The organism is Burkholderia pyrrocinia (assembly GCF_001028665.1).
GTDB lineage: Bacteria > Pseudomonadota > Gammaproteobacteria > Burkholderiales > Burkholderiaceae > Burkholderia > Burkholderia pyrrocinia.
Map to the genome: position 1 here is coordinate 170,008 of NZ_CP011505.1, position 22,818 is coordinate 192,825.

Below are 22,818 nucleotides of genomic sequence, written 5' to 3' on the forward strand. Positions count from 1 at the left end.
GCGCGCCTTTTCGAGGATCGATGCCTGCAACCGGCGATCGCGGGCTTGCGGCAAGCAGGTCGGGACGGGCCGGTCTGCGGGCCACGCCTGCGTCGCCGGGCGTGATCGCCGCAATGGTCGGGATTCATCGACTCGCGCGAACCCATGGAACCTCCAATCTCAAAATATTGCGTTAACCAGTTGAATTGGTTTATAAATAGTAATGATTCGCATTTTCTTTCTCGTCTCTCGCCTTTAAAGCCGAAGGGGTTGTTCCATGTCCGTCGCCCAACTCGCCGTGTATCACGATGTGCAGGCTCTTTATCGCGACCACCATGCCTGGTTGCAGGGCTGGCTGCGCAGGCGACTGGGTAACGCTTTCGATGCGGCGGACCTTGCCCAGGACGCATTTCTTCGCCTGATCCTCAAGTCGGTGCCGAAGCGCTTCGACAGCGATGCCGAGGCGCGGGCCTACCTGCGCGCGATGGCGCAGGGCATGTGCATCGACCTGTTCCGCCGCCGGCAGGTCGAGCAGGCGTGGCTCGATGCGCTCGCCGCGCAGCCGGAGCCCTGCGAGCCTTCGCCCGAATCCCGTGCGATCGTCATCGAGACGCTGATGGAAATCGGCGCGCTCATCAGCCGGCTGTCGGACAAAGCGAGGGACGCGTTCGTCATGGCGCAGATTCATGGCCTGTCCACTCGCGAGATCGCCGACGAACTCGGTGTATCGGCTCGCATGGTGCAGAAGTATCTCGCTCAGGCGATGCTGCAGCTGGCCCTGGTCGACGCCGGCATCAATCACTGACCGATGGCCGCCTCGTCGTCTTCCTCCACCGTGGAGCCCGGTACCCAGGCCGATTTCGAAAGCCTCGAGCAAGCCGCCAACTGGTTTGCGCTGCTGCACGCCGATGGCGGGAGCAGCGAGCATCGTGGCGCGTGGGCGGCGTGGCTGGCAGAGCGGCCGGAACATCGGCGAGCGTGGGCGCATGTCGAAGCGGTCAGCCGTCGATTCGCGCCGCTGAGGAGCGAGAGCCAGGGCGAGCGCGATGCTGCCGCAGCAGCCGTGCACGTTTCCGCGACACGTTCGGCGAGCCGGCGCCACGTGCTGGGCAGTCTCGCGGCGCTGGCCGGGACCGGTCTCGCCGGCTGGCTCGCCTGGCGTTTCACGCCGCTGCCGGCCCGCGTCATGGCATGGCGGTCGGATTACCGCACCGGCGTTGGCGAGCGACGGGATGTGCAGCTCGCCGACGGCACGCGAGTGTGGTTGAACACGAACAGTGCATTCGACGTTCACTACGACGACACCCAGCGGGTCCTGACGCTGACGATGGGCGAAATGCTCATCGATACGGCCAAGGACAGTCAGGGGCGTGCGTTCTTCGTCGACACGCCGAATGGCCGGATGCAGGCGTTGGGTACCCGGTTCACCGTACGGCAATCCGGCGCGCGCACGCTGCTGGCCGTATTCAACGGCCGGGTCGAGATTCGCAACCTGGCCGGGCACGTCGAAATCGTGCAGGCCGGTCAGCAGCGGCAGTTCACGGCGGATGCGATCGACGCGCCGGAGCGAGTCGATCCCGCACGCGAAACGTGGTCGCGCGGCGTGATCCTGGCTGACGACGTCACGCTCGACGCGCTGATCGCCGAACTGGATCGCTATCAGCACGGGCACATCGGCGTCGATCCGGCGGTGGCGGGCATTCGCGTCGTCGGCCGTTTCCCTGCCGACAACCCCGGCCAGATGCTCGCGATGCTGGAACGCGACCTGCCGATCCGCGTACGTCGCACGTTGCCGTGGTGGGTCACGATCGAAGCCCGGTGACGGGTGCGATGCCGGCCCGAGTCCGGGCTTCGGAGCGTATCTCGCCCTGCGGCAAAAAAACTCCGGTTCTGGTTCGCGTTTCCGGGCGTCATCCGATTAACAGATGAAAGAGGACCATTCGGAGATCAATCAGTGCTCTGAACGCCGACCCGGCGCCATCAGGCGGGGCAACTGCTCCGGCCTGACGGTGCCTGCTTCCGCCCGGAAACAGGCACCGTCGCGATGGCGACAGTCGCAGCCAGCATGGCGCCGCCCGAACGACCGGGCGCGGCCGCTATCAAGCCAAGGTATCCGGCTCTGTTAGACGCGCGATGGACCTCCCCTTGGTCACTTCATTCTCAAGGAATGCCGTCGATGCATTGCCCGTCGTTTTCGTCGAATCCCGATTTTTCGTTGCCCGTGCGCAGCGGCGCACGGATGCGCACCGCGCACCGTCCCGCTGCGCACGCCGTGCGCTGTGCCGTTGTCGGCATCGCGCTCGCCGGGAGCGGCGCGTGGCAAGTGGCGTCCGCCCAGTCTGCCGCCGGCGCGGCGGTGCCAGCGGCTACCCGGCGTTACGACGTTCCGGCCGGCCCGCTGTCTGCGTCGCTGAACCGTCTTGCCGATCAGGCCAACGTGATGCTCAGCGTGCCCGGCGACCTGACGGCCGGGAAGACCAGCGCGGGCGTCCATGGCACGTACTCGGTACAGGGTGCATTCCAGGCATTGCTGGGCGGCACGGGCCTGGAGCCGGTGCAGCAGTCCGACGGCAGCTTCTCGCTGCGCCCGGCTCCTGCCGCGGCGGCAGGTGCCGAAGCCGCCGTGCTGCCGGCCGTGAAGGTCCTCGGCAAGCGGATCGATGACGCGGTTCCCGAGGTTTATGCGGGGGGGCAGGTGGCACAGGGCGCGAAAGTCGGCCTGCTCGGCAATCGCGACTATATGGACACGCCGTTCAGCATCTCGAGCTATACGGAAAAGCTGATCCGCGACCAGCAGTCGACCAGCGTTGCAGATCTGCTGACCACGACGGATCCATCGGTCCGTGCGGCGATCGACAGCACCAACCGCTACGACGCGATTACGATTCGCGGGTTGCGTGTCGAGAACGGCGAGATCGCGCTCAATGGCCTGTACGGGCTCGTGCCGGCCTATCGCGTCGGCGCGGATCCGGTCGAACGGGTCGAAATCCTCAAGGGGCCGGGTGCATTGCTGAACGGGATGATGCCGCAGGGCAGCGTCGGCGGCAGCGTGAACGTCGTGACGAAGCGTGCCGACGACACGCCGCTCAACCGCCTGACCGCCGAATACGCGTCGAGCTCGGTGTTCGGCGGCCATGCCGACATCGGCAGGCGCTTCGGCCAGAACGGCGAGTTCGGTGTACGCGTCAACGCGGCCCACCGCGAAGGCGACACGCCGATCGACGAACAATCGCGGCGCAACACGTCGCTGTCGGTCGGGCTGGATTACCGCGGCCGCCGCCTGCGCGTGTCCGGCGACGTGATCTACCAGGAGGACTTCATGCGGGCACCGGTGCGCGGCTACACACCGATCGCCGGCATCGCGGTGCCGGAGGCGCCGAATTCGCGGACCAATCTCGCGCAGACGTTTTCCTATTCGAATTCCCACAGCCTGACGGCGCTCGGGCGCGCCGAGTACGATCTGTCGTCGAACGTGACGCTGTTCGGCGCGGTCGGCATGAACCGCTTTGGCTTCGACAAGCTGGAAGACCCGGGCGCGACGATCATCAATGCGCGGGGCGACGCGAGGTCCACGTCGAGATACCAGTCGGGCGCGTCGCATGCGCTGTCGGCCGAGACGGGGGCGCGGACGCGTTTCAAGACGGGCCCGATCGATCACCAGCTCGTCGTGAGCAGCAGCTACCTGCAGCAGACGACGTGGTTCGGTCAGACCGCCTACGGCAGCTACGCGACGAACATCTACATGCCGACCCGCCTCGCCGGGCCGGGGGCGCCGGTCTCGGTGTCGCCCGAAGCGAAGGACAGCGCGCAGATCCTGCGCAGCATCGGCGTGGCCGATACGCTGTCCGCCGCCGGCGGGCTCGTGCAGCTCACGGTCGGCGTGCGTCGCCAGCAGGTGAGCAGCCGCAACTTCGACACGTCCGGCGCGGAAACGTCGCACTACGACCAGGGTGCGACGACGCCGTCCGTCGCGCTCGTCGTCCGGCCGCTCGACCAGCTGTCGTTCTATGCGAATTACATCGAGGCGCTGACGCCCGGTTCGGCGCCGCCGCCCGACGCGGCGAACCCGAACCAGGTGTTCGCGCCGTTCAAGTCGAAGCAATACGAAGTCGGCACCAAGCTCGATCTCGGCAGGTTCGGCGCAACGCTCGGGCTGTTCCAGATCGACGTGCCGAGCGGGATCGTCGACCCGGTCAGCAAGCTGTTCAGCCTCAACGGGCTGCAGCGCAATCGCGGTCTCGAACTGTCCGGCTTCGGCGAAGTGACGCGCGACGTGCGCCTGCTGGGCGGCGTCACGTGGCTCGATGCGCGGCTGCGCCGCACGCAGGGTGGCGTGTACGACGGCAATCATGCGGTCGGCGCGCCGTCGCTGCAGGCCACGCTCGGCGCGGAATGGGATACGCCGTTCGTGCCGGGCGTCACGCTGACGAGCCGGATGATCTACACCGGCAAGGCCTACGTGAGCCAGGACAACACGCAGCACGTGCCGAGCTGGACGCGCTTCGATCTGGGCGGTCGCTACACGACGAAAGTGGCCGGCCGCGACGTGACGCTGCGAGCGAACGTGACGAACCTGTTCAACCGCGACTACTGGCAGGCGAACCCGACCGGGTATCTGTTCACGGGGGCGCCGCGCACGTTCTGGCTGTCGGTGTCGACCGACCTGTGATGGACGCCGTCAATCTGGTCGCATTCGCGAGCGGGCAGGGCGCCACCGCGACGATGCTGCTGCGCAAGTTCGCGTGCCGGCCGGGCGCGCTGGTGAAACAGGCCGGAGCGACACGATCGTGAACGAACGGCCCGTGGCGGCAAAGCGCCTGCGCATTTCACGGCCGGGTTCGGCGTCCGGGGGGCGGGCGCGTGTCGGCGTGATCGCGCTCGCGCTGATCGTCGGCATCGGTGCGATCGCGCTTGCGAGCCTGTGTGCCGGCAACCTCGTGCTCGGCCCTGCCGTCGCGCTCGATGCGCTGCGCGGCGGCGACACGCCCGCCGCACAGATCGTGTACGCGCTGCGTCTGCCTCGCCTGATCGCGGCGCTGATGGTCGGTGCGAGCCTCGCGGTGTCCGGCGCGCTGATGCAGGGCATCACGCGTAATCCGCTGGCCGACCCGACGTTGACGGGTGTCGTCAGCGGCGCCGCGCTCGCGGTCGTCGCAGCGACCGTACTGGCGCCGGCCCGGACCGCAGGCATGCTGCCGTTCGTGGCGCTGGCCGGCGGCGGCATCGCGGCAACGCTTACGTTCGCGCTGGCGTGGCGCGCACGGCTGTCGCCGTTGCGTCTCTCCCTGGCCGGAACGACGATTGCCGCACTCGGCAGCGCGGGTGTCATTTCGCTGATGATCGTGGCGGGGCCGCAGGCCGGGCCGTTGTTCTACTGGCTGGCCGGCGGCTTCGCGGGTGTCGGCTGGCAGCAGGTCGCGATGGTCGCGCCGTGGACCGTCGCAGGTCTCGTTGCCGCCCTTGCCGGCGCACGCGTGCTCGACACGCTTGCGCTCGGCGACGAAGCCGCGCAGAGCGTCGGCCTCGACCTGTTGCGCTGGCGCTTGATTCTCGGCGGCATTGCGGTCGCCTTGTCTGCGTCGGTCGTTTCGATCGCGGGGCCGGTCGGCTTCGTCGGTCTGTGCGTGCCGCATCTCGCACGCGTCGCACTCGGCGGCGGCTATCGGCGAACCTTGGCCGTGACGGCGCTTGGCGGCGCATTGCTCGTATCGGTAGCGGATCTCGTCGCCCGCACGGTCGCGGCGCCGCGCGAACTGCCGGTCGGCTTCCTGACCGCGCTGGTCGCGACCCCGCTGCTGATCGCGATGATTCGCCGCGACGAAGGCGTATCGACATGACGGGCGTCCCGATCCGGCCGATTCGTACGACGCGCGTACCGGGCATCGCGAGGTGGCGGACGTTTGCGCACGGCGCAGGGTGGGCGGCGATCCTGATGCTCGCGGTCGTCCTGTCGGTGTGTTTCGGCGCGGCCGACTTTCCGTTGACGTCGGCCGTGCAGGCGCTGATCCAGCGTGACGGCGCGCGCGACGTCGCCTTCGTGATGTGGGAGCTGCGCATGCCGCGCGTGCTGCTTGCGCTGATGATCGGCGCGCAACTGGCAGCGAGCGGGCTCGTGCTGCAGACCGCGCTGCGCAATCCGCTCGCGGAGCCCGGCGCGATCGGCGTGTCGTCCGGCGCGACGCTCGGCGTGATGCTGCTGCTGCTCGTCGCGAACTTCGCGGGGTCACTCGACGGCAGCCGGCTCGACGCGTACGACATCACGTGGATGCCGCTCGTCGCGCAGGTGGGCGGCATCGGTGCGGCGCTGGGCGTCTACGCGCTTGCATGGCGCGACGGCACGGCGCCGTTTCGGCTGATCCTGATGGGCGTCGCCGTCAGCGCGGCGATGTATGCGGTCGCGATGACGATCCTCGCGGGCTGGGGTTCGAGCCGCATCGAGGTACTGCTGACGTGGCTCGCCGGCAACCTCTACGCGCGCGGCTGGCAACACGTGCTGCTGCTCGCGCCGTGGACCGCGGCGACGATCGCGTTGCTGCCGGTCGTGTTGCCGGCGGTGCAGGTGCTGTCGCTCGGCGACGACGCGGCAGCGAGTGTCGGCCTGAACGTCGAACGCTGGCGCCTCGTCGCGATCGCCTATGCAGGCTTCGCGGCCGCCTGCGCGGTTGCGATCGCCGGTCCGGTCGCGTTCGTCGGCCTGATCGCGCCGCATCTCGCGCGGCTGGCCGTGGGCGGTTCGCTCGCGCGGCAGGCGCCGTTCGCGCTCCTTTGCGGTGCATTGATCGCGGCGCTTGCGGATCTGACCGGCCGCGTCGTCGTTGCGCCGGCCGAAATTCCCGTGGGAGCGGTCACGGCGCTGTTCGGCGCACCGCTCTTTCTTTATCTGCTGTCCCGCTCCTCACGATGACACTCGTTGCCCGCGATCTCTCGCTCGGATATGGCCCGCGCCGCATCGTCGACACGCTGTCGCTGTCGATCGAGCCCGGCCGGATCACGATGTTGCTCGGTCCGAACGGCTCGGGCAAAAGCACGCTGCTGCGCGCACTGGCCGGCCTGCTCGCGCCGCGCGACGGCGATGCGTTGCTCGATGACGTGCCGCTGCGGCAGTGGCCGCGTCGCAAGCTCGCGCGACGCATCGCGTTCCTGGCGCAGACCCAGGACATTCCGTCCGGCCTGACGGTGCAGGCGCTCGTCCGCCACGGACGGTTCGCACACCGGAACTGGCTGCGCGGAGAAACGGACGACGATCGGGACGCAGTCGAATGGGCGCTGGAAATGACCGGGCTGGCCGCGATGCAGGATCGTGCGCTCGTCGCGCTGTCGGGCGGCGAACGTCAGCGCGTATGGATTGCGATGGCGCTCGCGCAGCGCGCGGACATTCTGCTGCTCGACGAACCGACGACCTATCTCGACCTCGGCCATCAGCTCGACGTGATGCAGACGCTGCGGCGGCTCAACGAGGAATTCGGGCTGACGCTCGTGATGTCGCTGCACGACCTGAACCAGGCGATGCGTTTTGCGGATCGGGCGATCGTGATGCGTGACGGGCGGCTCGTTGCCGACGGCGCGCCGGTCGACGTGCTGACGCCGTCGTTCGTTGCGGATGTATTCCATGTGCGCAGCGAACGATTGCATGGTGCGAGCGACGGCGTGCCTGTCTGTCATCCGCTCGGTTATGCCGCACCCGGCAGCGGGGAGGGCGATGCGGGGCCGCCCGTTCGCGACGCGGTGTCGTCAATCGGAGCGGCCGGCGATGATTGATCGCAAGCGCCGTACGCTGTCGTTCGCGTTGCCGGCTTCGCTTGCATCGGTGCTCGCGCGGCCCGTTCGCGCGGCGGTGCCGGGGGCGCCGTACAGTGTCGTCGACGATCGCGGCGCGACGCTGCGCTTCGATGCTGCGCCGCGCCGGCTCGCCGCGATTTCGTACTTCGGCGCCGATACTGCACTGGCGCTCGGCGTGCAGCCGATCGCGTCGACGTTTCTCGTGCGCGACCGGCGGCCCGCCTATCTGCTGGACAGAATGGATCGCGTGATCGACCTGGGGCAGCGCGCGAGTCCGAATCTGGAATTGCTGGCGAGCGCTCATGCGGATCTGATCGTTGCGATCCGGCGCTACACCGAAGCGAACGCGGCGCGGCTTCAGCAGATCGCGCCGTATCTTGCGCTCGATATCGAGGTTGGCGCCGACAGCGACCGCAGTATCGCGCTCGTCGGCGCAGCGCTGGGTCGTGCCGAGGCTGCTGCCGCGCTCAACCGGCGCTTCGCCGATGTGCTGGCGGGATTCCGTGCGCGTGCAGCATCACGCGCCGCGCCGCGCTACCTGTTCGTCTGGGGGGCGGGGGTTGCGCCGTGGGCGTTCTACGACGAGAACATGACCTGCTCGCTCCTGAATGCGCTGGGCGGCGTCAACATCGCCGGACGCAATCCGTTGCCGTCGCAACGCGACAATACGGCGTTCCAGATGAGCCTCGAGACGTTGTTGCTCGCGAAGCCCGACACGATTTTCGTCTACGACGACAGCGGTCGGCGCGGCTTCGAGAAGAACCCGGTCTGGCAGCACCTGGTTTCGACGCGCAGGGTGAGGATCGTGAGCGTGGGCGATCACTGGATCGAATCGTTCGGACCGATTGCACGGCATGCCGTGCTGGCTGAAGCGGCCGCGTTCCTGCATCCGGGCTGGTTCGCGCCGCCGGACTTGCGGGAGATCGCGTCATCCTATTTGACACGTGCGGATTGATGCGCGGTCCTGGGGCGTGACGGTCGCGACGAGATCTTGCCGGTGCGTTTGCGCGTACGGACACAAAACGGTCTGACAACGACCGGGATGTCGGGTGGGGCGATCCGGATTTCTCGCGCTCCAGATGCGTTGAGGCAATGCGCTTCAGCGGAGCGTGGGGTGATGCAGCGATCCGTCAGTGCTCGCGTGACGCCGCTTCGCGACTTCCGCATTTTTGGTGTCCGCGCCCGGACGATGGAAATCGAATCTCAAGGGCCGGAACGAAAAGCCTCGCCAGTCCTGGCTCCCGGCACCCGCACGTCGCCATCGCCATCGCAGCCGCTTGCGGCATGCCGGGCAGCGGCGGTGCGCCGCCGCAACGCCAATGCGCGCACGGTCGACGATGCGCCGCCCGTTCCTCCGTAGCAAAAAAACGTCGATCGCTGATGGAAATGGCCAGTCGCATGTGCGATGCACGGATTCAACAATGAAACGTGTCGAAGGATGCAAACCCGAATCGCGCAAACCGGAAAGTGTTCATAGGATAGGTAAACCGCGCGCGGATGCCGCGGCGATCGCCATCGATACGGGGTGTCGATGGCGCCTGGAACCTGGGTGGTGACGTTCGGTGGCGGCCGCGATGCAGCGAGACAGGCGCGCGGCCGATCGCGATTGCCCAATCCGGGTCCGTTCGTTTTCACGGGGGGCAGCATGGTGAACTGGATCAGCCGGTGGGCGCTGCGTCACGCCCCGACGCCGGAAAAAACTGCCGCGTCGATGCTGGTGACTGCTCGCATGGAATTGTTCGCTGCCGAGCAGCGTGTCATCGATGCGAAATTGCGAGCAAGCTACTGGAGCACACGCGTTGCGTTTCTCGAAGAAGTGCAGCAGCAGGGCATCGATCCTTGGGTACACGCACTGCCGTCGCCACGGCCTGAAGCCGAGTTAATTCCGCTTGGCGCGGGCCCGCGTCTCGCCGCCGGCACTTGACGGCCATCCGCTGCGTGATCGCTCGCGGTTTCCAGAAAAGACGATCCGGTAAATCCGGATCGATCAGTCAGGACGCCGGTGACGGACGTCGCGAAAGGTGCGCCCGCCGGCTCCGAGGCCGCCAGCGCGTCGCTGGATTCGGCGATTGCCGCCAAACGCGCTTTGCGCAACACTGCAACGAACCGGCCAACAGGCGGTCCAGGTCGCCCGAAGCAACCTCGACATGGCCGTGATGGCAACCTCGACATCCACCCGGCGTGCTGTCGGGCCGGCGGCACAGGCCACCAAGCGGTATGTCTGACTGCCGTTGGAGAGGTGGCCAGGCGTGAGCGCTCGCGGCTCGCGCTATAAGGCACCAGGGGTTCCGGTGCCCGCAAATCGCGGCGCGATCCGATCCTCTGGTCTGTTGCCATTGTTATTGCTGGAGCGTGCCGGAATGGGAAAACACTCTGATGTTCGCTTCCGTTTTGCTTTCGTCGCCGCCGTTGGCCTGGCTGCTGCGGGCTTTGCGCATGCCGACGAAGGCGCGCCGGGTCCGTCGAATGGGCTCGGCCCGGGGCAACACACACTCGACGCGTACGCCGTTTATGGTAATGGCCGCGCGAGCGAGGGCGGCAACATGCACTGGCGCGCTTATGAAATCGGCTTCGGCCAGGCACTGAACGATTACGCGTCGGTGTTCGTCGCCTACCTGAACGAAGGCCATCCGACGGACAACCATCGCGACGGTTTCGCGCTGCTCGGCGCGGCGCGCTTGCCGCTTGGCGGGAGGACGGCGCTCGAGTTTGCGGCGGGCCCGTATTTCAGCATGAACACGACGCACGTCGGTGATGGGGCGCACAACGAAAAGCGTCTCGGGATCCGCGCGTCGGCGGCGTTGCGTTACGAGCTTACGCCCAATGGCATCTACCTCAAGGCGCAGTACAACCGTGTTCAGATGGCGGGCGGCCACTCATCCGATGCGGTGCTGTTCGGCATCGGTTCGGGATTCGGCGGCGACCCTCATCCGTCGCTTTCCGACGGCAGGACTCAGCTGAGCGTCTGGGCCGGAACCTCGCAAACGAACCGGCCGAGGGTTCCGATCCAGAAGGGTTACCTGGTCGAGCTCAAACGGCCGATCGGCACTGCCTGGGCATATTCGGCAAGCTTCGTTTACGAGGGCGTCAACGACGTCGCCGCCAGAAGGGGCGCCGCAGCCCAACTCTGGTACGTTGCGCCGATCTTGAGCAGATGGAGTCTCAGTGCCGGAGTCGGCCCCTATCTTGCATACGACAAGAGTGCGCCGTCTAGCCGGATGAAGCTTGCTGCGCTTTTCAGCGCGCAGGTTGGCTATGAATTTACCAGGGACTGGACTGCGAATCTTCGCTTCAACCGGGTCGCGACCGGCAACAACACGGACCAGGACATGTTCATGATCGGATTGGCCCATAATTTCTGAGGTGGGAGGGACGTACAGGAATCCTGACGATTATGCTAACTTCGTGTCAGTGAGGGGCTGACCTCTGGCCCCTGTCGTGGAAGTCCTTGCCGATCGATTGCGATGTGCTCGCGCTCGGCGCAGGAAGCCGACCCGAGCGACGCGTTCGAGCGCGGCCGGGCCGTTACGCTCCCATGCCGCCATTGCTCGACGCAGCGGGCCGACGTCTCCGTCCGATCCCGAATACTGCTGCCTTACCGGCCGGGAGAGGTCGTACGGCCTGCGCGCGTCGCTTGCTCGGGTTCGACCTTCGCCGGCGCGTGTGCCTGTGAAGCAGGCGGCGCCGCACCCATATACGCCGGTGCAGCCTTTTTCTCCTTTCGTATTCCCGGTGGCGGCGCGGTCGGGCGCTGCTCCATGTCGGTCAGCATCTGCTTGCACGGCAGCGGCTGATCGCGGCCCGGCTGGAGCAATGCGAGCAAACTCGCGAGCGGATTCAGCAGGCCCAGCGCCACCGCCGCCCCGCCGCGCGCGATGAGCGCCTCCGGCTTCACGCCCACGTGAGGCTGCCTGAAGGTGCCGGTGACGTACAGCGGCGAGCGCAGCGATATCACCCGGAACCCCTTGGTATGCGGACGAATCGTCAGGTTCATGGTCTCGTCCCGCAAGTTCACGTTACCGTTCATGCCGATCACCGCATCTTCGGTGTCGAGCGCGAATACGCGCGAGTCGAGCACGCCATTGGTGGCCACGAAATCGGCCGCCGCGCAGTTGATCTTCACGTCGCGATCGCCGAACAGCTTCTCGTACACCACGTTCGCCACGTTCAACCCGGCCGCTTCCATCAGCACCAGGCTTACGGTGCCGTCCGTGACCAGCGTCTTCACTTCCCCGTTGGCCGTTGAGGCGAGCGCCGCCGGCGAGTTGCCGGCGGCCGACAGTGCGGCATCGCCGTTGACTTCGCCGAGCGCCGTCTGCATGACCGCGAACGTCGGGAATAGCTGCTTCAGCTTCAGGTGCCGCGCCTGCAGCGTGAACCGCCCCTTGAGCGGCGTGCCACTGCCGTCCAGGTGGATGTTCGACGCCAGCGTGCCGCCCGCGACGCCGAAGTTCAGCGGGTTGAGCGTCAGCACGCCGTCCTGCATGACGACGTGGGTCGTCAGATCGGTGATCGGCAAGCTCGGGGACTTGATGATGCGCTGCCCGGTGAACCGGACGTCGGCGTCGATCTTTTTCCAGCGCTCCGTGCGGAACGCCTCGACCGGCAGCGTCCTGTTCGCGGGCTGCGCGACCGCCGCGCCGCGGCGCGCCTTGCTGGCATTCGTGTCGGCGCCGATGAGCGGCGCGAGGTCGGCGAACCGCAGCACCTTCGACACGAGCGTGCCCGACAGGAGCGGCCTCGGTTCGCGCGAAACGTACACCAGCGTGCCGGAGAGATCGCTGCCGCCGACACGACCCGTGAAGTCCTCGTACTTGAAGACATTGCCGGACGCGCGGAATTGCCCGATCAGCCGTCCGTCGGTCGCATAGGGCGGGGTCTCGGGCAGCGTGATGCCGGTGACGTCGTACAGGTGCGCCATGCTGGTGCCCGCGAGCCACAGTCGCAGGTCGACCGCCGCCAGATGTGCCGGATCGGTCAGCGTGCCGACGAGCGCCAGCTTCGTATCGCCGAAGCGCAAATTGGCCTGGACCGGAAACGGGCGCTGAACGCCTTGCAGCCCCAGCACGTTTCCGATCTTGCCATTGCCGGCGACGTGCCCTTTCTTGTAGGTTCCGTCGACGGTCCACCCGATCGTGTAATCGCCCGCGCTGACGGACGCCGCGGGCGCAGCACCTGCCGACGCGCCGGACGCTGCCGGGGCCGTCGCGCCCGACGCCGCTGTCGCGGACGCGCTCGACGCAGCCGATGCCGCCGGAGCGATCGCGGTAGTGGATATCGCGGCCGACGCTTGCGACGCCGCGGCCACTGCCTGCGACGCCGCTGCCGATGCGCGGGAAGCCGCATCGATACCCGACACGGGCGCCGGGGATCGTGCCGAATCGTGGTGCACCTGTGCCGCGAGTTTCTGTTGGCCCTCCTGGCCGACGGTCTGCGCCGATTCGCTGCGCGCCAGCGCCGCCTGCTGCTTCAACGCATCGCCGAACGCAATTGGCTTGCCGAGCGTGTCGATCACGCCGCTCAGGTCGAACTGCTTCTGTTGGTCGTAATAGCGGAGCTTGCCGGTGGCGAACGCGATATCGTGCAGGTCGAGCGTCCACTTGCCCGGACGATCGGAACGCTTGAACTGGAACGTCCAGTTGACGCGCCCGTCCGCGAGGCGTTCGAGGTCGACGGACGGATTGACGAGGTCGATGGCCGGAATCACGATGCGGCGCGCGATCAGCGGCAGCGCCTCGACTTCGAAGCTGATCGCGTCGAGCGTGGCGAAATGCTTCGTGCGCGCCCAGTCCGGGTTGGCGATCGTGACATTGCGGGCGCTGAATCGCGGCCACGGCACCCAGGCGCGCCAGCCATGCTCGCTCACGGGCCGGTGCCATCCGACACGCAGGTCGCCGTTGATGGCGAACTGCCGTCCGATCGCGTCCGATACCTTGTCATCGACCCAAGGGCGCGCGCGGTTCCAGTCGAACGTCGCGATGAAGACGAACACCGCGGCAATCGTCAGGGCAACGACGACGGCGAGCCACGCGGCCACCTTGCCGACGGTATGGCCGTTGCGCATCTTTCACTCCCGGGTTGGGCTTCACCGAAACGATAGCGCAATTCGTGTTTCCGAATGCATTCGATCGGCCAGCCGATCTGTTTCAGCGTTGTCACCAGGCAGGCGAGTCGGATGCATCGCGATGGCATATCGCTTGCTACTGAGATTGCGCCCGCAGACTAGTGATCCGGGAAATGGCGTCCAGGTGCCGATCGTCTTCATGAGGATCGAGCGGAAATCGTAATGACCATACTCGCGACTGACACGCTCGCATTGCAGCACGGCGGCCATGCAACGTTCTTTATTCCTCGGAGCGGCTGCCCATCCGGCGCGGCCCGGTTTTTCCTTGCCGCGCATCTGACCGATGGTGCTGGGTCGCTCGCCGACAGATTTCATCGGGCGAACAGGTCTGCCGAGCTGACTTCACCCGACGCGCATGAGAATGTGTCCTATCGCTATATGGTCGATCTCGACGGGCATATCCTCGCGTTTCGGCGCGACTCGGATGGGAACGAGTGGGAGCGGTTTTTCTCGGGGCACTACGCAGAATTCATCAATGGGCACGCGCCGTTCAAGGAACTCGGCGACGGCGTGCTGAAGCACATCAAGGCGTCCTGCACCGGCGGAAATGACGAATGGGTGACGCGCGGGCAGCTTGTCAGGCGTCATGCCGCAGCCCTGGAGACGCTGTCGTTGCAACGCGAACGTTTTCCGGAGCGGGCGAATGTCGTTTCAAGCTATCAGAGCGATGTCGATGCACTGGCCGTTTCTCTCCGGCGATACAGCGAGGGTGAGGATTTCGAATGAACGCGGCAGAATGTTTCGAAAAAAACATTCACCTGTATTATCTGAAATCTTCAAAAATGACTGGTATCGATTGATATATGTGAAATATAGAGTGATTTATATATTCACACCATTTGGCATGGTTGCTTAATTTAGATCAATGGTAACGTTTCCGAATCAGGGCATCCACCTACGAGGAGACGGACCGGAAATGCATGCGAGCGCGTTAGAATGTGCCCACTAAATTTCGCATTGAATCGTCGCAGGAAATGGTGGAGTCGTTACAAACTCTCGAGCACCTTGTTGCGTTGAAAGCGGGAGGCATGCGTTCGCGCATGTATACACAATCCAATTGTCCGACACGAGCATTCCATGCAGACCATGCTAAGTCCGCACGAAATTACTACTTTAATGATCGTTTGGGGTGCTCCGGATCAGATCGAACTGGATCGCGACGAACTCGTCACGCTCATCGAGCATCGTCTGATCGCTCTTGATCAGCCGGCATCGGGCTGTCGGCGTGTCCAGGTTACCGCAGAGGGTCGCGCTGTCCTGAAAGCGGTTTCGCGAATGCGTTGAGTGATCCGGAGTTGGCCGAAAAAGACGGAGGCTGCGATGAGCGGAGCATGGGTCGGATTCGTGGGCGGCGCGTTCGTGCTGGCGTTTGCGGCAATTGCCGCAATGAACCGCTATCGCCGCGAGCATCGTCGCGCGGAATTGCTTAGAAATCTGGACCACCATGAATGGTGGCACTGGACTCATCACTCCACGGCGGGTTCGCGAACCGCGAAACGATGAACCCGGCACATCGCAGGCGAGGCATCCGGCAGCAGGTCGCGCGCAACACGTTGCAATAACGCGTCGAGCGCGGCCATCTCTATCGGCTTGACGAAGTGATCGTCGAATCCGGCGCGCGCGGTGCGCAGGCGGTCGGACGGCGAATCGGCCGACATGCAGCGGGCCCGGCAGTCCTCGGTGCGGTCAGCCATCGCGGCTGGGCGCAAGTGACGCGCATCCGCTACACGATTGCATCGGCGACGCCCGACGGGCTCTACGCGAACGTCGACTTTGCAACCACGCTGACGAGCGGCGCAATCGTGACGACGATGAAGCGCGACTACGTGGCCTTCATGCCGAAACCGGATGCAGCGCTGGCCGTGCAGAATCTCGCCGATGCGTTCGAGCATGACGACGAGAAGCATCCCCATAGCGCACTGAAATATCGTTCACCACGCGAGTTTCGACGCGCCGTGGATTCATCGACGGTAGTGCGAGGCTGTGTCCGGGACGACGGGGGGCAACTCCAGTCCATTTAGTGTTCGGGCGGGATGACGCAGATCTAATTTTAGGGGCCGTATCGAAAAGCCTTGCGGGTAGCGGCTCACGGCACGGGCACGATCCAAAGTTAAATGAAATGTGATCACTTGCCGCCGCAAAATTTTGCACAATGTCGGCAGCGTGGCTTTCCGCCCCGATTCGCCCCGGGCCACCGGCCAGCCGGACCGGGGCCGGCCCGAACCGGCCACCGATCGCCTGCCGACCACCAACCATCACTACCGAGCCCACTGTGCCGCCGCCCACCGCCATGGACCATCCGAAACGCATCCTGATCGTCGAGGACGACGCCGACATCGCCGACGTGCTGAGCCTGCACCTGCGCGACGAGCGCTACGAAGTCGTGCACAGCGCGGACGGCGCGGAAGGGCTGCGCCTGCTCGAACAGGGCAACTGGGACGCGCTGATCCTCGACCTGATGCTGCCGGGCGTCGACGGCCTCGAAATCTGCCGGCGCGCACGCGCGATGACGCGCTACACGCCGATCATCATCACGAGCGCGCGGTCGAGCGAGGTGCACCGGATCCTCGGCCTCGAACTCGGCGCCGACGACTATCTGGCGAAGCCGTTCTCGGTGCTCGAACTCGTCGCGCGCGTGAAGGCGCTGCTGCGGCGGGTCGACGCGCTTGCGCGCGATTCGCGGATCGACGCGGGCACGCTCGACATCGCCGGGCTGTCGATCGACCCGATCGCGCGCGAGGCGAGCGTCGACGGCGCGCGCATCGACCTCACGCCGCGCGAATTCGACCTGCTGTATTTCTTCGCGCGGCACCCGGGCAAGGTGTTCTCGCGGATGGACCTGCTCAATGCCGTGTGGGGCTACCAGCACGAAGGCTACGAACACACGGTCAACACCCACATCAACCGGCTGCGCGCGAAGATCGAGGCCGATCCGGCCGAGCCCGTGCGGATCCTCACCGTGTGGGGACGCGGCTACAAGCTCGCCGCGCCGGGCCAGCGGGACGCGTCATGAAACTCACGCTCACCCAGCGGCTGTCGCTCGTGTTCTCGATCCTGCTGCTCGCGTGCTCGGGCGCGTCGGCGTGGCTGCAGATCCGCGCGAACGACATGCGCGAGAAGGAAGTCGTGCAGGCGCTGTCGCGCGACCTGGCCGCCAACATCGCCAACAGCGCGCCGCTGATGGACACGAACGGGCTGCGCCCCGACGCCGTGCGCACGCTGTTCGGCCAGCTGATGGGCGTGAACCCGAGCGTCGAGGTGTACCTGCTCGACAACGCGGGGCGGATCAAGGGCGACGATGCGCCGCCCGGCCACGTGAAGCGCGATCGCGTCGACCTCGCGCCCGTGCAGCGCTTCATCGCGGGCCAGCCGCTGCCGATCCTCGGCGACGATCCGCGCAGCCCCGACGCGCGCAAGGTGTTCAGCGCCGCGCCGCTGCAGCGCGCCGGGCAGCCGCCGTCGGGTTATATCTACGTGGTGCTGCTCGGCGAGGCGCACGACCGGCTGGCCGCGCGCGTCGACGCCGGCAACGTGCTGCGCACGACGTTGTGGTCGATGGCGCTCGTCGCGCTGCTCGGCCTGCTCGCCGGCCTCACCGCGTTCAGCTTCATCACGCGCCCGCTGCGCCGGCTGACGGACGCGCTGCGCCGCTTCGACGCGAACGGCGCGCCCGACACGCAGCCGCCGATGCCGCGCTCGCTGCCGGGCCGGCGCGGCGACGACATCGCGGTGCTCGAATCCGCGTTCGCGCAGATGGCCGACCGGATCGGCGACCAGTGGCGCGCGCTGACGCACCAGGACCAGCAGCGGCGCGAACTGATCACGAACATCTCGCACGACCTGCGCACGCCGCTCACGTCGCTGCACGGCTATCTGGAGACGCTGTCGCTGAAGTCCGACGCGCTCGGCGAGCCCGAACGGCGGCGCTACCTGTCGATCGCGCTCGCGCAGAGCGCGAAGGTCGGCCGGCTCGCGCAGGCGCTGTTCGAGCTCGCGCGGCTCGAATCGGGCGGCGTGCAGGCCGAGCGCGAGCCGTTCTCGCTCGTCGATCTCGTGCAGGACGTGTTCCAGAAATTCGAGCTGGCCGCGCAGGCGCGCGGCGTCGCGCTGCATGCGCGGATTCCGCCGCGCGTGCCGGTCGTGTCGGCCGATCTCGGGATGATCGAGCGCGTGCTGACCAACCTGCTCGACAACGCATTGCGGCACACGCCTTCGCACGGCGAGGTCGAGGTCGCGCTGGCGCCGCAGGGCGACTGCGTGGTCGTGACCGTGTCGGATACCGGGGAGGGGATTCCGGTGGCGCGGCGCGAAGGGCTGTTCCAGCGGCCGCAGCGGCCGATGAGCGGCGGCGCGGTGACGAGCGGCGGGCTCGGCCTGCTGATCGTGCACCGGATGCTGGCGCTGAACGGCAGCAGCATCCGGCTCGTCGACCGGGCCGGACGCGGTGCGGTGTTCGAATTTGCGCTGGCAGTCGCGGCGCCGGCGGCCGGCGACGCACGCTGAAATTCGTCGGCGTCGGCGTCGTTCGGGTTCAGCCGCCGCGCTTGCGCCGCACGTCGCTCGGCGTGGTGCCGGTCCAGCGCTTGAACGCGTGGCGGAATCCGACCGCATCGCTGAAGCCGAGCGTCAGCGCGATGTCCTCGGTGCTGAGCGTGGTCGTGCTCAGGTAGTCGATCGCGAGCGCCTTGCGCACGCTCGTCAGCAGTTCGCTGTACGACGTGCCTTCCGCTTCGAGCTTGCGGCGCAGCGTGCGCGACGTGATGCAGAGGATGTCCGCGATCGCGTCGATGTCCGGAAAGTGTCCCGGCGTGCGCGTGAGCTCCTGATAGACGCGGCGCGTGACGCCCGACTGGGTGCGAAGTTCGTCGAGCAGGCGCGCGCAATGCGACGACACCTGCGCGGCGGTGATCGGATTCGCGAGCTGCGGCGCGCGCGCGAGCCACGCAGCCGGGTAGTCGAGCACGTTGCGCGGCTGGCCGAACGCTAGCGGGCATTCGAGCGCGTCGGACAGCAACGCCACATGCGGCGGCTCCGGCTGCGTGAACTGCGCGCGCGCCGGCACGCACCATGCACCCATCACGTCCTTGATGATCGTCACGTGCAGCGCGAACTGCATGTCGATCAGGAAGCGGTACAACGGCGGGTCGAGGCAGGGCAGCAGCACCTCGTCCTGGTTCGGAAACAGCCACGACGCCGTATCGCCCTGCGCGACCCAGTGGATCTCGAGCGCGCGGTTCGCGAGCTGGTGATATTTGACGGCCGAGTCGAACGCATGGGCCATCGACTCCGAGCACAGCATCGCGTAGCCGTACATCCCGTAGCTCGATGCATGCAGCAGGCGGCCGACGCGCACGCCGAGATCGGAACCGTCGTACCGGCCGATCGCATTGCGCGCGGCCGTCAGGAACTGCTGCGACGACGTGAGCGTGAACGGGTCCGCGACGTCGGCCGGCGTGAGGCCGGTGCCGTCGAGCACCGTGGCCGGGTCGAGACCGGCCTGCGCGGCGACGTCGATCAGCACGGCCAGCTTGGCCGGCGAGAAGCGCTGCTCGCGCAGCGCATGGGCGGGTGCGGCGTCCGGCAGGCGGGCTGCGCGGGCGGCCGTCGGGGTCAAGAGCGCACTGCGCGGCATGGCGGGTCCTGCGTCCGATTCGATATCGTTGACGGAACGCCATTCTGAGCGGGAACGGTTCCGGACGCCACAGGGTTCACCCTGATGCGGGCTGCCGCACGCGGCCTGCCTGGGCCCGGCGACCGGCCGGCCACCGGGGTCGTGTCCGTTTCGATCATCTTTTCGGCCGGCCGGATCATTTTCAAAGCATCACGCGCGGGCGATAGTCGCCGATCAGGCGACGGCCCGCGCCACCGAGGCGTGCAGGCCGTCGTGCGAACGGCGCGAGGCCGGCCCGGGGCGGTTCCCGGCCGGCCTGCGCGCCGTCCTCCAGGAGCGAGACATGACGAACAGACACTGGACCGGGTCGTATGGCTCGATCCCCGCGGAGATCGACGCCGATCGCCATCCTTCCGTCAGCGCGCTGCTGGACGACGCGATGCGTCGTTTCGCCGATCGCCCCGCGTTCCATTCGTTCGGCCGCACGCTGACCTATGCCGACGTCGACCGCCTGTCGAGCGCGCTGGCCGCGTATCTGCAGCAGGTCGTCGGCGTGCGCAAGGGCGATCGCGTGGCCGTGATGCTGCCCAACGTGCTCGCGTTTCCGGTCGTGTTCGTCGCCGTCGCGAAGATCGGCGCGATCCAGGTCAACGTGAATCCGCACTACACCGCGCGCGAGCTCGAGCATCAGCTCGACGACGCGGGCGTCGAGGTCGCCGTGGTGTGCGGCGGGTCGATGGGCACGTTCGCGGACGTGGTCGGCGGCACGCGCGTGCGCACCGTGCTGAGCGTGGGGCGCGGCGATCTGGGCGCGGTCGATGCGCCGGCCGGTGCGTGCGACGCGCTGCCGCCCGGTTCGATCGCGCTCGCGGACGCGATCGCCGCGGGCGGATCGCTCGCGGGCGAGCCGGTCGCGCTGGGCGGCGCGGACCTGCTGCTGCTTCAATACACGGGCGGCACGACCGGATTGTCGAAGGGCGCCGCACTGTCGCACCGCAACCTCGTCGCGAACATCGAGCAGTTCGCGGCGATCGTGCCGGCCGCGCGTGAGCCGGGCGAGGAAGTCGTCGTCACGGCGATCCCGCTGTACCACATCTTCGCGTTGACGGTGAACTTCCTGTCTTACTTCGCGATCGGCGCGGCCAACTGGCTCGTCGCGAACCCGCGCGACATGGACGCGTTCATCGACGTGCTGAAGGCCGCGCGGCCGACGGTGTTCGTCGGCGTCAACACGCTGTACGCGGGGCTCGCCGGCCATCCGCGCCTGAAGGAAGTCGACTGGTCGCGGCTGAAGCTGTCGGCCGGCGGCGGCGCGGCGGTGATCGACGTGATCTCGTCGCGCTGGAAGGCAGTGACGGGCAACTTCATCCGCGAGGGCTACGGGCTGTCGGAAACGTCGCCGGTCGTGTCGTTCAACCCGCAGTCGATCGATGCATTCACGGGCACCACGGGCCTGCCGCTGCCGTCGACCGACGTGAAGCTGCTCGACGACCAGGAGCGCGAGGTCGCGATCGGCGAAGCGGGCGAGATCTGCGTGAAGGGGCCGCAGGTGATGAGCGGCTACTGGCAGAAACCCGAAGCGAACGTGTCCGCGTTCACGGCGGACGGCTATTTCCGCACCGGCGACGTCGGCATGTTCGACGCAGCCGGCTTCCTGCGGATCGTCGACCGCAAGAAGGACATGATCATCGTGTCGGGCTTCAACGTGTACCCGAACGAGGTGGAAGCCGTCGCGACCGCGCTGCCGGGCGTCGCCGAATGCGCATGCATCGGCGTGCCGGACGCGCGCACGGGCGAGGCCGTGAAGCTGTTCGTGGTGCTGGCGCCGGATGCCGACGTGACGGACGCGCAGCTCGTCGCGCATTGCCGCGAGAGCCTCGCGGCCTACAAGGTGCCGAAGCTCGTCCGCTTCGTCGACCGGCTGCCGAAGTCGACGGTCGGCAAGATCCTGCGCCGGGAACTCAGCCGCACCGACTGATGGCGCCGAAGCGCCGCGCGGCTGCGGCTGCGCGGCCCGGCGCCCCGAAGGCCCCGCGCGGGCCGCTCAAGTACAATGCGAGCGGTTCGATCGACGGGGACGCGATGACCGGCTCAGATTCACTTTCCGCCCAGCCCGGGCGTGCGCTGCCGTCGCCGAGCGCGACGGTGCCGATCTCGCTCGTCAACGGTTTCCTCGCGAGCGCGGGGGCGCAGCGCGACGTGGTCGAACGCTACCTGCGCGGGGCCGGCATTCCGATCGAGCTGCTCGGCGAGCCGCATGCGCGCGTGACGGAGGAACAGTTCTCGACGCTGTACCGCACGCTCGCGATCGACCTCGACGACGAGATGCCCGGCATCTTCTCGCGCCCGCTGCGCGGCGGCACGCTCAAGTATCTCTGCCTGAGCCTGCTCGATGCGCGCAACCTCGAAACGGCGCTGCATCGCTTCGGCCAGTTCTTCCATATCCTGCTCGACGACTTCTTCGTCGAATCGAAGCGCGACGGTCTCGTCGCGCAGGTGCTGCTGCGCCCGAACGAGGCCATCGGCCCGATCGGCGCGCTCGGCCAGGAGCTGATGCTCAAGCTCGTGCACGGCGTGTGTTCCTGGCTGATCGGGCAGAAGATCCCGCTGCTGCAGATCGAGTTCGCGTGCCCGCGGCCGCGCCATGCGGTCGACCACCTGTACTTCTTCACCGGCTCCGTGCAGTTCGACTGCGAGCGCACGCTGATGCGCTTCAGCGCGGACTACCTCGACGCACCGATCCGGCAGAGCAAGCGCAACCTGCGCAAGTTTCTCGCGCGCGCGCCCGGCGACTGGATCTTCGAATCGTTCAGCGAACAGCTCGTGTGCCATCGCGTGCGGCAATACCTGTCGGCGGCGCTGCCCGACCTGCCCGTGATCGACCAGGCGGCCGAGCACCTGCATTGCTCGGTGCGCACGCTGAGCCGCCACCTGGCCGCCGAAGGGACGACGTTCCAGGTGCTCAAGGACGAACTGCGGCGCGACATCGCGATCCAGCGGCTGACCGATACGCCCGATACGATCGCGGCGATCGGCGCCGATATCGGCTTCGACGATCCGAGCGCGTTTCATCGCGCGTTCCGGCACTGGACGGGGAGTACGCCGGGGACGTATCGGCGGCGCGCGTAGCGCGCGGCGCATGCTGTCGTCTTTTCGAAGTCGGCTCCCATAACCGGCTCCCATCTACGGTTCCCATAACCGGCTTCCTTCGCGGGTGGAAGTGAATCGTGGAATCTCCGATGCGGCGCCGCGCGCTGCGACGCGGGGCGTGGAATAAATCCGTCATGCGCGTGTTGTCGATAGATCAGCCATCGACGCTGTTCCA

18 protein-coding genes and 2 pseudogenes are annotated in these 22,818 nt (G+C 67.0%); 18 read left to right on the forward strand and 2 right to left on the reverse strand.

Annotation, left to right across the window (positions count from 1 at the left end):
* Positions 1-256: 256 nt before the first annotated feature.
* From ABD05_RS30985 to ABD05_RS31025, 10 genes are all read left to right on the forward strand, one after another.
* Positions 257-784 (forward strand): sigma-70 family RNA polymerase sigma factor, encoded by a 528-nt coding sequence (locus ABD05_RS30985; RefSeq protein WP_047904005.1) that lies wholly within the window; start codon positions 257-259, stop codon positions 782-784.
* Between the two features lie 3 nt (positions 785-787).
* Positions 788-1,801, forward strand: coding sequence for a FecR domain-containing protein (locus ABD05_RS30990; protein WP_047904006.1), 1,014 nt, complete (start codon positions 788-790; stop codon positions 1,799-1,801).
* A 534-nt stretch (positions 1,802-2,335) separates the two neighbouring features.
* Positions 2,336-4,648: a TonB-dependent receptor gene (locus ABD05_RS30995; RefSeq protein WP_238594219.1), complete on the forward strand. Its 2,313-nt coding sequence runs from the start codon at positions 2,336-2,338 to the stop codon at positions 4,646-4,648.
* The gene (locus ABD05_RS39360) at positions 4,648-4,770 is read left to right on the forward strand and encodes a hypothetical protein (RefSeq protein ID WP_274521921.1); all 123 of its coding nucleotides are present in this window, start codon (positions 4,648-4,650) and stop codon (positions 4,768-4,770) included. Before ABD05_RS30995 ends, ABD05_RS39360 begins: the two co-directional genes overlap by 1 nt.
* On the forward strand, positions 4,767-5,816 hold the full coding sequence (locus ABD05_RS31000; protein WP_238594220.1) for a FecCD family ABC transporter permease: 1,050 nt from the start codon (positions 4,767-4,769) through the stop codon (positions 5,814-5,816). The genes ABD05_RS39360 and ABD05_RS31000 overlap by 4 nt, the downstream gene beginning before the upstream one ends.
* Positions 5,813-6,883, forward strand: coding sequence for a FecCD family ABC transporter permease (locus ABD05_RS31005; RefSeq protein WP_082146302.1), 1,071 nt, complete (start codon positions 5,813-5,815; stop codon positions 6,881-6,883). The genes ABD05_RS31000 and ABD05_RS31005 overlap by 4 nt, the downstream gene beginning before the upstream one ends.
* Complete coding sequence (locus tag ABD05_RS31010; RefSeq protein ID WP_047904007.1) at positions 6,880-7,737, forward strand: ABC transporter ATP-binding protein; 858 nt, start codon at positions 6,880-6,882, stop codon at positions 7,735-7,737. Before ABD05_RS31005 ends, ABD05_RS31010 begins: the two co-directional genes overlap by 4 nt.
* The gene (locus ABD05_RS31015; RefSeq protein ID WP_047904008.1) at positions 7,730-8,713 is read left to right on the forward strand and encodes an ABC transporter substrate-binding protein; all 984 of its coding nucleotides are present in this window, start codon (positions 7,730-7,732) and stop codon (positions 8,711-8,713) included. The genes ABD05_RS31010 and ABD05_RS31015 overlap by 8 nt, the downstream gene beginning before the upstream one ends.
* 690 nt (positions 8,714-9,403) lie before the next feature.
* Positions 9,404-9,682 carry a hypothetical protein gene (locus tag ABD05_RS31020; RefSeq protein ID WP_047904009.1) on the forward strand — a complete coding sequence of 93 codons (279 nt, stop codon included), beginning with the start codon at positions 9,404-9,406 and terminating at the stop codon, positions 9,680-9,682.
* 436 nt (positions 9,683-10,118) lie between these two features.
* A complete protein-coding gene (locus ABD05_RS31025; RefSeq protein WP_047904010.1) occupies positions 10,119-11,120 on the forward strand; it encodes a hypothetical protein in 1,002 nt (333 codons plus the stop codon).
* A 233-nt stretch (positions 11,121-11,353) separates the two neighbouring features.
* Here the strand turns inward: ABD05_RS31025 and ABD05_RS31030 are convergent, their stop codons facing one another.
* Positions 11,354-13,822 carry an AsmA family protein gene (locus ABD05_RS31030; protein WP_047904011.1) on the reverse strand — a complete coding sequence of 823 codons (2,469 nt, stop codon included), beginning with the start codon at positions 13,820-13,822 and terminating at the stop codon, positions 11,354-11,356.
* 222 nt (positions 13,823-14,044) lie between these two features.
* On the opposite strand from ABD05_RS31030, the gene ABD05_RS31035 reads away from it, so the two are divergent.
* The 6 genes and pseudogenes from ABD05_RS31035 (at position 14,045) to ABD05_RS31060 (ending at position 18,385) form a co-directional block, all read left to right on the forward strand.
* Positions 14,045-14,608, forward strand: coding sequence for a hypothetical protein (locus tag ABD05_RS31035; RefSeq protein ID WP_047904012.1), 564 nt, complete (start codon positions 14,045-14,047; stop codon positions 14,606-14,608).
* A gap of 351 nt (positions 14,609-14,959) precedes the next feature.
* A complete protein-coding gene (locus tag ABD05_RS37000; protein ID WP_141685162.1) occupies positions 14,960-15,166 on the forward strand; it encodes a hypothetical protein in 207 nt (68 codons plus the stop codon).
* A gap of 360 nt (positions 15,167-15,526) precedes the next feature.
* Positions 15,527-15,687: pseudogene (locus ABD05_RS38090) on the forward strand (DUF4019 domain-containing protein); the annotation flags it as partial.
* Positions 15,679-15,903, forward strand: a pseudogene (locus ABD05_RS31050) (hypothetical protein); the annotation flags it as partial. The pseudogenes ABD05_RS38090 and ABD05_RS31050, both read left to right, overlap by 9 nt.
* Before the next feature lie 269 nt (positions 15,904-16,172).
* The gene (locus ABD05_RS31055) at positions 16,173-16,895 is read left to right on the forward strand and encodes a response regulator transcription factor (RefSeq protein ID WP_047904016.1); all 723 of its coding nucleotides are present in this window, start codon (positions 16,173-16,175) and stop codon (positions 16,893-16,895) included.
* Positions 16,892-18,385, forward strand: coding sequence for a sensor histidine kinase (locus ABD05_RS31060; RefSeq protein ID WP_047904017.1), 1,494 nt, complete (start codon positions 16,892-16,894; stop codon positions 18,383-18,385). Before ABD05_RS31055 ends, ABD05_RS31060 begins: the two co-directional genes overlap by 4 nt.
* A 28-nt stretch (positions 18,386-18,413) precedes the next feature.
* Here ABD05_RS31060 and ABD05_RS31065 read toward each other — a convergent pair whose 3' ends face one another.
* Positions 18,414-19,514, reverse strand: a complete 1,101-nt coding sequence (locus ABD05_RS31065; protein WP_047904018.1) for an AraC family transcriptional regulator — start codon at positions 19,512-19,514, stop codon at positions 18,414-18,416.
* A 322-nt stretch (positions 19,515-19,836) separates the two neighbouring features.
* Between ABD05_RS31065 and ABD05_RS31070 the strand changes: the two genes are divergently transcribed.
* The gene (locus tag ABD05_RS31070; protein ID WP_047904019.1) at positions 19,837-21,471 is read left to right on the forward strand and encodes an AMP-binding protein; all 1,635 of its coding nucleotides are present in this window, start codon (positions 19,837-19,839) and stop codon (positions 21,469-21,471) included.
* Positions 21,471-22,622, forward strand: coding sequence for an AraC family transcriptional regulator (locus tag ABD05_RS31075; protein ID WP_047904020.1), 1,152 nt, complete (start codon positions 21,471-21,473; stop codon positions 22,620-22,622). The genes ABD05_RS31070 and ABD05_RS31075 overlap by 1 nt, the downstream gene beginning before the upstream one ends.
* The last annotated feature ends 196 nt before the right edge of the window (positions 22,623-22,818 follow it).

Bases quoted from the DNA above. Each gene is read 5' to 3' on its own strand.
- ABD05_RS30985 (WP_047904005.1), top strand. From the start codon at position 257: ATGTCCGTCGCCCAACTCGCCGTGTATCACGATGTGCAGGCTCTTTAT.
- ABD05_RS30990 (WP_047904006.1), top strand. From the start codon at position 788: ATGGCCGCCTCGTCGTCTTCCTCCACCGTGGAGCCCGGTACCCAGGCC.
- ABD05_RS39360 (WP_274521921.1), top strand. From the start codon at position 4,648: ATGGACGCCGTCAATCTGGTCGCATTCGCGAGCGGGCAGGGCGCCACC.
- ABD05_RS31005 (WP_082146302.1), top strand. From the start codon at position 5,813: ATGACGGGCGTCCCGATCCGGCCGATTCGTACGACGCGCGTACCGGGC.
- ABD05_RS31010 (WP_047904007.1), top strand. From the start codon at position 6,880: ATGACACTCGTTGCCCGCGATCTCTCGCTCGGATATGGCCCGCGCCGC.
- ABD05_RS31015 (WP_047904008.1), top strand. From the start codon at position 7,730: ATGATTGATCGCAAGCGCCGTACGCTGTCGTTCGCGTTGCCGGCTTCG.
- ABD05_RS31020 (WP_047904009.1), top strand. From the start codon at position 9,404: ATGGTGAACTGGATCAGCCGGTGGGCGCTGCGTCACGCCCCGACGCCG.
- ABD05_RS31025 (WP_047904010.1), top strand. From the start codon at position 10,119: ATGGGAAAACACTCTGATGTTCGCTTCCGTTTTGCTTTCGTCGCCGCC.
- ABD05_RS31030 (WP_047904011.1), bottom strand. From the start codon at position 13,822: ATGCGCAACGGCCATACCGTCGGCAAGGTGGCCGCGTGGCTCGCCGTC.
- ABD05_RS31035 (WP_047904012.1), top strand. From the start codon at position 14,045: ATGACCATACTCGCGACTGACACGCTCGCATTGCAGCACGGCGGCCAT.
- ABD05_RS37000 (WP_141685162.1), top strand. From the start codon at position 14,960: ATGCAGACCATGCTAAGTCCGCACGAAATTACTACTTTAATGATCGTT.
- ABD05_RS31055 (WP_047904016.1), top strand. From the start codon at position 16,173: ATGGACCATCCGAAACGCATCCTGATCGTCGAGGACGACGCCGACATC.
- ABD05_RS31060 (WP_047904017.1), top strand. From the start codon at position 16,892: ATGAAACTCACGCTCACCCAGCGGCTGTCGCTCGTGTTCTCGATCCTG.
- ABD05_RS31065 (WP_047904018.1), bottom strand. From the start codon at position 19,514: ATGCCGCGCAGTGCGCTCTTGACCCCGACGGCCGCCCGCGCAGCCCGC.
- ABD05_RS31070 (WP_047904019.1), top strand. From the start codon at position 19,837: ATGACGAACAGACACTGGACCGGGTCGTATGGCTCGATCCCCGCGGAG.
- ABD05_RS31075 (WP_047904020.1), top strand. From the start codon at position 21,471: ATGGCGCCGAAGCGCCGCGCGGCTGCGGCTGCGCGGCCCGGCGCCCCG.